Origin of the sequence: Streptomyces sp. NPDC048696 (assembly GCF_043198895.1) — a bacterium.
Classification (GTDB): Bacteria; Actinomycetota; Actinomycetes; order Streptomycetales; family Streptomycetaceae; genus Streptomyces.
This window is the reverse complement of sequence record NZ_JBICVJ010000015.1, coordinates 188051-200059: the sequence shown is the minus strand read 5'-3', so window position 1 is coordinate 200059 and position 12009 is coordinate 188051. Positions and strand designations below refer to the sequence as shown.

The window sequence follows — 12009 nt, the reverse complement described above, 5'->3', positions numbered from 1 at the left end:
GTTCCCCGCGCCCCTAAGAGGGCCCGCAGGGCCCATCTCGGAGGGCCCGCAGGGCCCATCAAGGGGCGCGGGGAACTGCGCGACCAGCCCCCACCGGCCCGCAGCCGAAAACGGGTTCCGGGGCGAAGCCCCGCTACCCACTCACCCGCAGGGGGCGCAGCCCCACGTACCCACCCACCCCGCCGGGGCCCGGGGCAGAGCCCCAGCGGGGGGCCGGGGGGCGTAGCCCCCGGGGAAACCCACCTCCGCCCCCACCCACCCCCGGAGGGTTTAGGCGAAGGGGCGGGGTGGGGCTCAGGCCGCCGGTTCGCGCGTCGCCGCGGGCGACCCCGCCGCGACCTCCCCCGCCGCCGCCTCCGCCGCCGCCAGCGCCACCCGCCCCCGGTGCGCCGTGCGCAGGGCGTCCCAGGTCAGCAGGGTCAGGGCGAGCCAGACCAGCGCGAAGCCGGCCCACCGCTCCGCCGGCATCGCCTCGTGGAAGTACACGACGCCCAGGCCGAACTGGAACACCGGCGCCAGGTACTGGAGCAGTCCGAGCGTCGACAGCGGCACCCGGATCGCGGCCGCCCCGAAGCACACCAGCGGCACCGCCGTGACGACACCCGTCGCGGCGAGCAGCGCCCCGTGCCCGAAGCCCTCGGACCCGAACGTCGCGTTCCCGGACGCCCCGAGCCACACGAGATACCCCAGCGCCGGCAGGAACTGCATCGCGGTCTCGGCCGCGAGCGATTCGAGCCCGCCGAGGTTGACCTTCTTCTTCACCAGGCCGTACGTGGCGAACGAGAACGCGAGGGTGAGGGAGATCCACGGCGGACGCCCGTACCCGACGGTCAGGACCACCACCGCGCCCGCGCCGATCGCCACCGCCGCCCACTGCACCGGCCGCAGCCGCTCCTTCAGCAGGAGCACGCCCATCGCGATGGTGACCAGCGGGTTGATGAAGTAGCCGAGGGACGCCTCGACGACGTGGCCGGAGTTCACCGACCAGATGTAGACGCCCCAGTTGACGGTGATCACGGCGGCGGCGAAGCCGATGAGCGCGAGGCGGCGCGGCTGGCGTATGAGCTCGCCGATCCACGCCCAGCGGCGCAGCGCCAGCAGCGCGACGCCGACGAACGCCAGCGACCACACCATGCGGTGGGCCAGGATCTCGACCGCACCGGCCGGCTTCAGGAGCGGCCAGAAGAGCGGGACCAGCCCCCACATCCCGTAGGCGCCGATCCCGTACAGCAGTCCTGCCCGCTGTTCACCCGCGTCGCCGGTGACACCGGCTCCGGCAGCGGTTGTCGGTTCCTCGGCCACTGGCCCTCCCTGCGCGCGCGTCAACCTTGTTGAAGGTAGCGCCAGAGAGTCATTCCTGTCATGCCCGATATCCGAAAACGGTCCTGACGGCCGGACCGGTTCGGTTCACCGGGCGCCCGCGTCCGCTCAGGGCCTCAGACCGCCGCCGCGATCGTCGTCGCGATCGGGGTCGTCGGGCGGCCGATCAGCCGGGCCAGGTCGCCGGACGTGGCCGCCAGCCGGCCGCGCTCGATCGCCAGGTCCACGTCGACCAGGATCTCGGCGAACGGCGCCGGGACGCCCGCGCCGGTGAGGATGGAGAGGTGCGCCTCGGGGGCCACGGCCTGGTACGCGATCTCCTTGCCGGTGGCCCGCGCGACCTCGGCCGCGTACTCGGCGAACGACCACGCCACGTCGCCGCTCAGCTCGTACGCCTTGCCCAGGTGGCCCTCGCCGGTCAGGACCGCGGCAGCGGCGGCGGCGTAGTCGGCGCGGGCGGCCGAGGCCACCCGGCCCTCGCCCGCGTTGGAGACGACGGCCCCGTGCGCCAGGACCGGCGCGAGGTTGGCCGTGTAGTTCTCGGTGTACCAGCCGTTGCGCAGGAACGTGTACGGCAGACCCGAGTCGAGGATCAGCTGCTCGGTGGCCCGGTGCTCGTCCGCGAGCGTGAAGTCGGCGGCGGGCCCGCCCAGGACTCCGGTGTACGCGAGCTGCGCGACCCCGGCGGCCTTCGCGGCCTCGATGACGGCGGTGTGCTGCGCCACGCGCTGCCCGATCTCGCTGCCGGAGATCAGCAGCACGCGGTCACCGGCGTGGAAGGCACCGGCCAGCGTCTCGGGCGCGCTGTAGTCCGCGATCCGCAGCTCGACTCCGCGCGCGGCGATCTCGGCGGCCTTCTCCTTGTTCCGTACGACGGCGGCTATCGAGTCCGCCGGGACGCCCGCGGCGAGCAGCTCGTCGATGACGAGACGGCCGAGGGCTCCGGTGGCTCCGGTGACGACGATGCTCATGGCTGCTGACTCCTTGGCTCTCGGTCCCGTGCGGAACCCGTGGTCCCCGTGCGGAACCCGTGACACTCACCGTACGGCGGGCGCTAACCTTTCGTAAGTACCCACTTTGAAGTAAGGTACTGGTATGGAAGTAAGTACCCGGCCCGCCGAGGACCTCCGCGAGGCGATGTGTCCGCACCGGCTCGTCCTTGAGCATGTGACCAGCCGTTGGGGCGTCCTCGTCCTGCTCGCGCTGACGCAGCGGTCGTTCCGGTTCAGCGAGCTGCGCCGGCACGTCGGCCGGGTCAGCGAGAAGATGCTGGCCCAGACCCTCCAGACGCTGGAGCGCGACGGTTTTGTGCACCGTGACGCCAAGCCGGTCATCCCGCCCCGCGTCGACTACTCGCTGACCCCGCTGGGCCACGAGGCCGCCGAGCGCGTACGGGCCCTGGCCGAGTGGACCGGGGTGCGGATGGAGCAGGTGCAGGAGGCCCGCGCCGCGTACGACGAGGCCCGCGAGGCCAAGCCCGCGTAACGCCTACTCCGGCTGCGGCGCGCGCCCCGCGTCCAGCGACTCCAGCGCCCGCGACACGTCGAACGGCAGCACCGTCACCGCGACCGACGGCAGATGCTCCAGTGCCTTGGCCATCGCCTCACCGGTGCCCCGGTGCAGCAGCCTGCCCAGGAATCCGGTGTACGTGCGGTGCGGGACCAGGACCGTGAGCCAGGTCCTCTCGTCCTCGGTCGCCCGGGCCGCGAGTTCCACCATCGCGTGCCGCAGCCGCCGGTCCGGGCAGTCCACCAGCTCCAGCGGAACCGACGTCGCCGCCGTGTCCTCCCACTGCGCGGCCAGCCGTCGCGCGTGCGCCTCGTCGATCGCGAAGTGGACCGCCCGGATCTCGTCGGGCCGCAGCTCGTGCGCGTACCGCAGGGCCTTGAGAGCCGCCAGGTCCAGCGTCTCGACCAGGACGAGGACCCGGTGGCGGCGGCCGTGCGGCAGATCGGCGCCCGGCGCCTGGAGGGTGCCCAGGGCCGCGGCCTCGCGCCGGTACTCGCGGTTGATCCGGGTCAGCGCCCACACCCCGAGCGGGAACACCACGACCACCAGCCAGGCGCCCTCGGTGAACTTGGTGACCGCGAAGATCAGCACGACGGCCGCCGAGACCACCGCCGCCAGCCCGTTGACGGCGACCTTCAGCCGCCTCCGGCGCTCGCGTCGCCGCAGGTGGTACGCGGTGAGCCCGGCCCCGGCCATGGTGAAGGCGGTGAACACCCCGATCGCGTACAGCGCCACCAGCTTGTCGACGTTGGCGCGGGTGACGAGCAGCAGCGCCAGCGAGACGACGGTCAGCGCGATGATCCCGTTGGAGAACGCGAGCCGGTGCCCGCGCCGGGTCAACTGCCGTGGCAGGAACCGGTCCTCGGCCACGAAGCTCGCCAGATACGGGAAGCCGGTGAACGGGGTGTTGGCGCCGGTGTAGAGGACCAGCGCGGTCGCGATCTGGACGAAGACGAGCCCGGCCGTCCCCACCACCCCGCCCCCGAAGGCGAAGTGGGCCTCCTGCGCGATGACGGTCGGGGTGCCGTCGGTGTACGGCACGGCGTGCGTGTAGTGCGCCAGTGTCGACACACCGAGCACCAGGATGCCGAGCACCGTGCTCATCGCGATCAGCGTATGGCGTGCGTTGCGCCCCTGCGGCTCGCGGAACGCGGAGATCCCGTTGGAGATCGCCTCAAGACCGGTCAGCGACGACCCGCCGTTGGCGAACGCCCGCAGCACCATGAACAGCGAGGCCCCGTACAGCCAGCCGTTGCCCGCGCTGCCGATCGGGATCGCGCCGGAGGCGTGCAGATCGGCGCGCGGCAGCCCGCTGGTGAGCCCCCGCGCGGCCGAGGCGACCAGCATCAGCGCGACCGCCGTCATGAACAGATAGGCGGGCAGCGCGAAAAGCCGCCCCGCCTCGCGCACACCGCGCAGATTCCCGTACGCCAGGAAGAGGATCACCCCCACCGAGATGGGGAGTTGGAGGTGGTCCATTCCGGTCCACTGGCCGCCCAGGAGATGGGCCAGCGAGATGATCGCGTTGGTCCCGGCCGACACCTGGACGGCGACCGTCACGATGTAGTCGACGAGCAGCGCCACGGCCGCGATCTGCGCGACCTCCGGCCCGAAGTTCTCGCGGGCGACGACGTACGAGCCGCCGGCCCGGGTGTAGATGGTGACGACGTCGCTGTAACAGAGCGTCAGAAGGACGAGGACGAACAGGATCGCGCCGGTCACGGGCATCAGCAGACTGAACGCCGCCGCTCCGACCACGGGCACCAGCACCCGCAGCATCTCCTCGGAGCCGTACGCCGACGAGCTGATGCAGTCGGAGGCGAGCACCCCGAGCGCCGTGCGGTTGTCCAGCTTCTCGTCGCTGATGCGCTCGGTGGTGAGCGGCTTGCCGAGCAGCCGCCGCTTGACGCGGTACGCGAGACGGTCCATGGGCATATGAGTACGGGTGCCCGGCCGGGGGGCCGCGCAGACTCCCCGGCCGGGCACCCGTACTGATTCAGCCGGTTGCCCTCGCGGCCCCGCCCTGTTCCTCAGCCGACGACGGTCCAGGTGTCGTTGCCGGTGAGGAGGGTGCTGAGGTCGCCCTTGCCGTGCTGGTGGACGGCGGTGTCGAGCTGGTCGGCCATCTGGGTGTCGTACACCGGCCGTTCGACGGATCGCAGCACACCGATGGGGGTGTGGTGCAGGGTGTCGGGGTCGGCGAGGCGCGAGAGGGCGAAGGCGGTGGTGGGGGAGGGGTTGTGGGCGTCGTGGACGAGGACGTCGGCCTCGTTGTCCGGCGTGACCTCCACGACCTTCAGATCCCCGGTGGCCGGATCGCGGACGACACCCTTGTGCAGGTCGGTGCCGAAGCGGATGGCCTGGCCGTGTTCGAGGCGGATGACGGCCTCTTGGGACTGTTCATGGTCCTTGAGGGCGTCGAAGGCGCCGTCGTTGAAGATGTTGCAGTTCTGGTAGATCTCGATGAGGGCGGTGCCGGGGTGGTCGGCGGCCTGGCGCAGGGTTTCGGTGAGGTGCTTGCGGTCCGAGTCGACCGTGCGGGCCACGAACGACGCCTCCGCGCCGAGCGCGAGCGAGACCGGGTTGAAGGGCGCGTCGAGGGACCCCATGGGCGTCGACTTGGTGATCTTCCCGACTTCGCTGGTGGGCGAGTACTGGCCCTTGGTAAGTCCGTAGATCCGGTTGTTGAACAGGAGGATCTTGAGGTTGACGTTGCGGCGCAGGGCGTGGATGAGGTGGTTGCCGCCGATGGAGAGGGCGTCGCCGTCGCCGGTGACGACCCAGACGGAGAGGTCGGTGCGGCTGGTGGCGAGGCCGGTGGCGATGGCGGGGGCGCGGCCGTGGATGGAGTGCATCCCGTAGGTGTTCATGTAGTACGGGAAGCGGCTGGAGCAGCCGATGCCGGAGACGAAGACGATGTTTTCCTTGGCCAGGCCGAGTTCGGGCATGAAGCCCTGGACGGCGGCCAGGACGGCGTAGTCGCCGCAGCCGGGGCACCAGCGGACCTCCTGGTCCGACTTGAAGTCCTTCATGGACTGCTTGGCCTCGGCCTTGGGGACCAGCTTCAGCGCCTCAGACATGGATGGCCTCCTTGAGGGCCGTCGCGAGCTGCTCGGCCTTGAACGGCATTCCGTTGACCTGGTTGTACGACTGCGCGTCCACCAGGTACTTCGCCCGGATCAGCGTGGCCAGCTGGCCGAGGTTCATCTCCGGAACCACCACCTTGGAATAACGCCTCAGCACCTCTGCGAGATTCCCCGGGAAGGGGTTGAGGTGGCGCAGGTGCGCCTGGGCGATGGGGTGGCCCTCGGCGCGCAGCCGGCGCACCGCCGCGGTGATCGGCCCGTACGTGGAGCCCCAGCCCAGCACCAGCGTGCTCGCCTTGTCCGGGTCGTCGACTTCGAGGTCGGGGACCTGGATGCCGTCGATCTTGGCCTGTCGGGTGCGGACCATGAGGTCGTGGTTGGCGGGGTCGTACGAGATGTTGCCGGTGCCGTCCTGCTTCTCGATCCCGCCGATGCGGTGTTCGAGGCCCGGGGTGCCGGGCACGGCCCAGGGGCGGGCCAGTGTCTGCGGGTCGCGCTTGTAGGGCCAGAACACCTCGGTGCCGTCGGCCAGCGTGTGGTTGGGGCCGGTGGCGAACTGGACGCGCAGGTCAGGGAGTTCCTCGGCGTCGGGAACCCGCCAGGGCTCCGAACCGTTGGCCAGATAGCCGTCGGAGAGCAGGAACACCGGCGTGCGATACGTGAGCGCGATCCGGGCCGCCTCCAGGGCGGCCGTGAAGCAGTCACCGGGCGTTTTCGGCGCCACGATCGGGACGGGGGCTTCACCATTGCGCCCGTACATCGCTTGCAGCAGGTCGGCTTGCTCGGTTTTGGTGGGCAGGCCGGTGGAGGGGCCGCCGCGCTGGATGTCGACGATCAGCAGTGGCAGTTCGAGGCTGACGGCGAGGCCGATGGTCTCGGACTTCAGGGCGACGCCGGGGCCGGAGGTGGTGGTGACGGCGAGCGAGCCGCCGAAGGCGGCGCCCAGGGCTGCGCCGATACCGGCGATCTCGTCCTCGGCCTGGAAGGTGCGCACGCCGAAGTTCTTGTGCTTGGACAGCTCGTGCAGGATGTCGGAAGCGGGGGTGATCGGATACGAGCCGAGGAAAAGGGGCAGGTCGGCCTGGCGGGAGGCGGCGATGAGGCCGTAGGCGAGGGCGAGGTTGCCGGAGATGTTGCGGTAGGTGCCGGCCGGGAAGGCGGTGGTGGCGGGGGCGACCTCGTAGGAGACGGCGAAGTCCTCGGTGGTTTCGCCGAAGTTCCAGCCCGCGCGGAACGCGGTCACGTTCGCCTCCGCGATGTCCGGCTTACTCGCGAACTTGCGGCGCAGGAACGCCTCGGTGTTCTCGGTGGGCCGGTGGTACATCCAGGAGAGCAGGCCGAGCGCGAACATGTTCTTCGAGCGTTCGGCTTCCTTGCGGGAGAGCCCGAACTCCTTCAGCGCCTCCACCGTCAGCGTGGTGAGCGGCACGGGGTGGACGCGGTAGGCGTCCAGGGTGCCGTCCTCCAGCGGGCTGGCGGTGTAGCCGACCTTCGCCATGGGGCGCTTCGTGAACTCGTCCGTGTTGACGATGATCTCCGCGCCGCGCGGTACGTCGGCGAGGTTGGCCTTGAGGGCGGCGGGGTTCATCGCGACGAGGACGTTGGGTGCGTCGCCGGGGGTGAGGATGTCGTGGTCGGCGAAGTGGAGCTGGAAGCTGGAGACGCCCGGCAGGGTGCCGGCGGGGGCGCGGATCTCGGCGGGGAAGTTCGGCAGGGTGGAGAGGTCGTTGCCGAACGAGGCGGTCTCCGAGGTGAAGCGGTCACCGGTCAGCTGCATCCCGTCACCCGAGTCACCCGCGAAGCGGATGATCACCCGGTCGAGACGCTTGACCTCTTTCTCGCCTTTTTCGCCGACCGGCCTGCGCGGCTCCCCGACGACGGCCTCATTGGCCCCGTCTGCCTGCTCGGCTGGCGTACTGACCTGGCTGGTCACTGAACTGGACCTCCCTCGGACGGGCTGCTCGGGCGCGCCGGGCGGACCGGTCGCTCCACAGCCCACCCTACGTCGGTAAGGGTCGCCTTCCTTGGACCGGTCACATCATGGACGCCCTTTTGGGACGATCCAGTGTCCTGGTTTGTCATGGTTCAGTCGCCCCCCGGCGTCTTCCGCGTGTCGCCCCTCGCCCGGTCGCGCTCATCCTTTGGTGCTAGGTCCCCGGCCCTAGCACCCCGCCTTCGTGTGCCGTATCCGGCCACCTGCCATATCTGACAGGGTGTCAGGTGATCAGGAGTTGAGGTAGGTCAGCACCGCGAGTACCCGCCGGTGATCCCCGTCACTCGGAGAGAGCCCGAGCTTCAGGAAGATGTTGCTCACGTGCTTCTCCACCGCGCCGTCGCTGACCACCAGCTGCTTGGCGATCGCGGAGTTCGTGCGCCCCTCGGCCATCAGACCGAGGACCTCGCGCTCGCGCGGGGTGAGCCCGGCCAGTACGTGCTGCTTGCGGCTGCGGCCGAGCAGCTGGGCCACCACCTCGGGGTCCAGGGCGGTGCCGCCCTGCGCGACCCTGACCACGGCGTCCACGAACTCCCTGACCTCGGCCACCCGGTCCTTGAGCAGATAGCCCACCCCGCGACTGGAACCGGCCAGCAGTTCGGTGGCGTACCGCTCCTCCACGTACTGCGACAGCACCAGCACGCCGACCCCCGGGTACAGCTTCCGCAGCAGCACCGCGGCCCGTACGCCCTCGTCGGTGTGGGTCGGCGGCATCCGTACGTCGGCGACCACCACGTCCGGCAGCGCGCCCTCGTCGGAGAGCTCGCCGACGGTCTTGACCAGCGCGTCTCCGTCACCGACCCCGGCGACCACGTCATGGCCCCGGTCGGTCAGGAGCCGGGTCAGGCCCTCCCGAAGCAGCACTGAATCCTCGGCGATGACGACCCGCACCCTGTCCTCCACGATCTGCAGCCCCCCGGCTCGGTGTTGCTCGGCTGTGCACTCCCTGTGGTTGTGCACACCCCAGCATCCCAGCATCCGGACCCGACCGGGTGAAATCCAGCCCTGGGGAGCGGCGGGGTTCGGGAGCGCGGCGCCCGCGTACCCCGGCGGGGGCTCGCGCCGGAGGCCCCGTGAACGCCCGGCGGGGGCTCGCGCCGGAGCCCCCGCGGACCGCTGGAGACGTGTTTAGAGACGCGTTTTCACGCCCGCCACGGCAGCTCCGCCGTGATCGTCGTCGGGCCGCCCCGGGGCGAGTCGACGACGAGGATGCCGTCCACCGCGTCCAGCCGCTCGGCCAGGCCCGCGAGCCCGGAGCCGCCGTCGACCGCCGCGCCGCCCCGCCCGTTGTCCGTGACCTGAAGCATCAGCCGGTCCTGCGCCCGCCACACATCGACGACGGCCCGGTTCGCCCCGCTGTGCTTGCTGACGTTCTGCAGCAGCTCGGAGACGGTGAAGTACGCGATGCCCTCGATCGCCGGCACCGGCCGCCCCGGCAGATCCACCTCCACCTGCACCGGAACCGTGCAGCGGGAGGCGACGGAGGAGAGCGCGGCGTCCAGGCCGCGGTCGGTGAGGACCGCCGGGTGGATGCCCCGGGCCAGGTCGCGCAGCTCCTGGAGCGCCACCTTCACCTCGCCGTGCGCCTCGTCCACCATCTTGGCCGCCGCCCGCGGGTCCTCGGTCAGCTTCTCCTTCGCGAGCCCCAGATCCATCGCGAGCGCGACCAGCCGGGCCTGGGCCCCGTCGTGCAGATCCCGCTCGATGCGCCGCAGGTCGGCGGCCGAGGTGTCCACGACCACGCCCCGGTCCGACTCCAGCTCCGTCACCCGCTCCTCCAGGCGCGACGGCCCGAGCAGCCCGATGACCAGGCCGCGGTCCACATGCGCGAGCCCCCGGATCAGCCACGGCACGGCCAGCGTCACGGCCAGCCCGGAGAGCGAGGTCAGTGTGATCTCGAACGGCGAGTCCAGATAGAAGCGGTGCGTCCCGTCGCCGTACAGCTGGATGCCCTTCTGGTCCGTGTACGTCGGGTACACCCACTGCCACAGCGGATACGACAGCATCGCCCAGCCGTACACCCACAGCGTCAGCGAGACGATGAAGGAGAACAGCGCCCACGGGAAGTGGAACAGCGAGTACAGCAGGTGGCGCCAGGAGACGCCGCTCTTCAGGACGGCCCCGACCCAGCTCATCAGGCCGCCCTTGAAGCGGATCGGCTGCGGCGCGGCGACGTCCACGCCGAGCAGCGCCCGCGCCCGGGTCCGCTCCATCGCGCCGAACGCCCGGCACGCGAGAAGCCCGCCCGCGAGCACCGGGATCCCCAGGAAGGTGATCAGCAGCCCCGCGCTCAGCGACACCACGACGATCGCCCAGGTGAACATGACGATGCTGATCGGCAGGCTGAGCAGCAGATAGCCGAACTCACGGAAGGTCCGGGCCTCCAGCGGCGCGCGCAGCGCCGACGGGAGGAAGTGCCGCCGAGCCGGCCGCTGCCCGTACTCCGTGTCCATGATCATCGGTCCGTCCGTTCAGTCTCTGACGATGGTTGTCCGTGGGTGACTGGTGCGCGGTGAGGTCTACGTACCGACCAGTGCGCTCTCGTACGTATCCAGACTGCTGCCCGCGCCCGCCCCGGACCATGGAGCCGGTCACCGTCTATGACCGGGGGTTTTCCCTACCCCCGCCCGGCCGTGTGGCGTTACTCCTTCGGCCCACGCGCGCGCCACGGCAGTTCGGCGGTGACGACGGTCGGGCCGCCCACCGGCGAGTCGAGCACGAACAGCCCGTCCACCGCGCCGAGGCGTTCGGCGAGGCCCGCCATGCCCGTACCGCCGTCCAGCCGCGCGCCGCCCCGCCCGTCGTCCTCCACCTGTAGGAGCAGCCGGTCGCCCGACCGCCACACCTCGACCGACGCCGACTTCGCGCCGCTGTGCTTGCTGACGTTCTGGAGCAGTTCGGAGACGGTGAAGTAGGCGATGCCCTCGATGGCGGCGGCCGGCCGTTCCCGCACGTCGCAGGTGACCCGGACCGGGACGGTGCAGCGGGAGGCGACGGAGGAGAGGGCGGCGTCGAGGCCGCGGTCGGTGAGGACCGCCGGGTGGATGCCGCGGGCCAGGTCGCGCAGTTCCTGGAGGGCGAGTTTGACCTCGCCGTGGGCCTCGTCGACCATCGCGGCGGCGGCGTCGGGGTCCTCAAGCAGCTTCTCCTTGGCGAGGCCGAGCCCCATCGCGAGGGCGACGAGCCGGGCCTGCGCGCCGTCGTGCAGATCGCGTTCGATCCGGCGCAGATCGGCGGCCGCCGTGTCCACGACCACCCCGCGGTCCGATTCCAGTTCGGCGATCCGCCGCTCCAGATCGTCCGAGGGCGAGAGCAGCCCGCGCACCATCATCCGGTCGACATTGGTGAGCAGCCTGGCGATGAGGCCGAGGAACGGCCAGGCTACGAAGAACGCGGTCAGCGTGACCGTGAACGTCAAAACGCCCCAGGGCAGCCGGATGAACTCGTACAGCACGTTCCGCCAGCCGACCGGGTCCTTCAGACTCGTCCACAGCCAGCGCAGCCCGCCGCCACGCGCGCCGGACCGCAGCGCGCGCGCCGGAATCGGCGTGGGCTCCTCGATCCGGACGCCGAGCAGCGTGCGCGCCCGCGCGCGCTCCAGCTTGCCCAGCTGACGCGCGCCGACCAGACCGACCGCGAGCAGCGGCAGCCCGATCACGGTGACGGAGAGCCCGGCGCCGGTGAAGACGAGCACGACGACATAGACGAAGCCGATGAGCGCCATCGGCAGATTGGCGAGGAGATGCGCGATCTCCTTCCAGGTGGACGCGTCGTACGCCAGCCGCACGGGGGGCGGGGTGTCGTCGTATGTCTCGTGTCCCTGGCCGTGGGCCTGGTCGTGCGGCGTGTCGGACCGTCGGCCGGGTCGCCGCTCGTCGCGGAAGGTGCTGGTCATGGAGCCAAGCCTGCCGGGCCGCCGGGCCGTGCGCCATGGGGTGGCTATGTGCCTTTTCCTGGGGAAAACCCCACCCCCGGGCGCGGGACGCGCGCGGATGGAGAAGCGCCCGCGCGTGTGCCGGGCTCGTGCGCCGACGCGATCAGGACACGGCTCCGGTCGTCTTCCGGACACCCGCCGGGACGCCGCCGTGCGGGCGCCAGGTG

At 71.1% G+C, this 12009-nt stretch carries 9 protein-coding genes; 1 reads left to right on the top strand and 8 read right to left on the bottom strand.

Going from position 1 to position 12009, the window contains the following annotated elements; translation table 11 throughout:
* Positions 1-294: 294 nt before the first annotated feature.
* Together rarD and ACGFRG_RS28740 are read right to left on the bottom strand one after the other, a co-directional pair.
* A complete protein-coding gene (gene rarD / locus ACGFRG_RS28745; protein WP_393268549.1) occupies positions 295-1206 on the bottom strand; it encodes an EamA family transporter RarD in 912 nt (303 codons plus the stop codon).
* Between the two features lie 230 nt (positions 1207-1436).
* Entirely contained in the window at positions 1437-2291 is an 855-nt protein-coding gene (locus ACGFRG_RS28740) for an SDR family oxidoreductase (RefSeq protein WP_361434175.1), read from the bottom strand.
* 124 nt (positions 2292-2415) lie between these two features.
* Here ACGFRG_RS28740 and ACGFRG_RS28735 point away from each other — a divergent pair, with 124 nt between their 5' ends.
* Positions 2416-2805 (top strand): helix-turn-helix domain-containing protein, encoded by a 390-nt coding sequence (locus tag ACGFRG_RS28735; RefSeq protein WP_361434173.1) that lies wholly within the window; start codon positions 2416-2418, stop codon positions 2803-2805.
* Positions 2806-2808: 3 nt separating this feature from the next.
* Here ACGFRG_RS28735 and ACGFRG_RS28730 read toward each other — a convergent pair whose 3' ends face one another.
* The 6 genes from ACGFRG_RS28730 to ACGFRG_RS28705 all read right to left on the bottom strand — a co-directional run bounded on the left by ACGFRG_RS28730 (position 2809) and on the right by ACGFRG_RS28705 (position 11803).
* A complete protein-coding gene (locus ACGFRG_RS28730; RefSeq protein ID WP_393268526.1) occupies positions 2809-4764 on the bottom strand; it encodes an APC family permease in 1956 nt (651 codons plus the stop codon).
* Between the two features lie 95 nt (positions 4765-4859).
* Positions 4860-5909 carry a 2-oxoacid:ferredoxin oxidoreductase subunit beta gene (locus ACGFRG_RS28725; RefSeq protein WP_393268523.1) on the bottom strand — a complete coding sequence of 350 codons (1050 nt, stop codon included), beginning with the start codon at positions 5907-5909 and terminating at the stop codon, positions 4860-4862.
* Positions 5902-7848 carry a 2-oxoacid:acceptor oxidoreductase subunit alpha gene (locus tag ACGFRG_RS28720; protein ID WP_393268520.1) on the bottom strand — a complete coding sequence of 649 codons (1947 nt, stop codon included), beginning with the start codon at positions 7846-7848 and terminating at the stop codon, positions 5902-5904. The genes ACGFRG_RS28725 and ACGFRG_RS28720 overlap by 8 nt, the downstream gene beginning before the upstream one ends.
* A gap of 291 nt (positions 7849-8139) precedes the next feature.
* Positions 8140-8799, bottom strand: coding sequence for a response regulator transcription factor (locus ACGFRG_RS28715; protein ID WP_361433630.1), 660 nt, complete (start codon positions 8797-8799; stop codon positions 8140-8142).
* Between the two features lie 251 nt (positions 8800-9050).
* Entirely contained in the window at positions 9051-10361 is a 1311-nt protein-coding gene (locus ACGFRG_RS28710) for a sensor histidine kinase (protein WP_393268546.1), read from the bottom strand.
* A 188-nt stretch (positions 10362-10549) separates the two neighbouring features.
* Positions 10550-11803 (bottom strand): sensor histidine kinase, encoded by a 1254-nt coding sequence (locus tag ACGFRG_RS28705; protein WP_393268518.1) that lies wholly within the window; start codon positions 11801-11803, stop codon positions 10550-10552.
* Positions 11804-12009 lie beyond the last annotated feature (206 nt).

Excerpts from the sequence above, each read along its gene's own strand:
- rarD (WP_393268549.1), bottom strand. The coding sequence starts at position 1,206 with ATGTGGGGGCTGGTCCCGCTCTTCTGGCCGCTCCTGAAGCCGGCCGGT.
- ACGFRG_RS28740 (WP_361434175.1), bottom strand. The coding sequence starts at position 2,291 with ATGAGCATCGTCGTCACCGGAGCCACCGGAGCCCTCGGCCGTCTCGTC.
- ACGFRG_RS28735 (WP_361434173.1), top strand. The coding sequence starts at position 2,416 with ATGGAAGTAAGTACCCGGCCCGCCGAGGACCTCCGCGAGGCGATGTGT.
- ACGFRG_RS28730 (WP_393268526.1), bottom strand. The coding sequence starts at position 4,764 with ATGCCCATGGACCGTCTCGCGTACCGCGTCAAGCGGCGGCTGCTCGGC.
- ACGFRG_RS28725 (WP_393268523.1), bottom strand. The coding sequence starts at position 5,909 with ATGTCTGAGGCGCTGAAGCTGGTCCCCAAGGCCGAGGCCAAGCAGTCC.
- ACGFRG_RS28710 (WP_393268546.1), bottom strand. The coding sequence starts at position 10,361 with ATGGACACGGAGTACGGGCAGCGGCCGGCTCGGCGGCACTTCCTCCCG.
- ACGFRG_RS28705 (WP_393268518.1), bottom strand. The coding sequence starts at position 11,803 with ATGACCAGCACCTTCCGCGACGAGCGGCGACCCGGCCGACGGTCCGAC.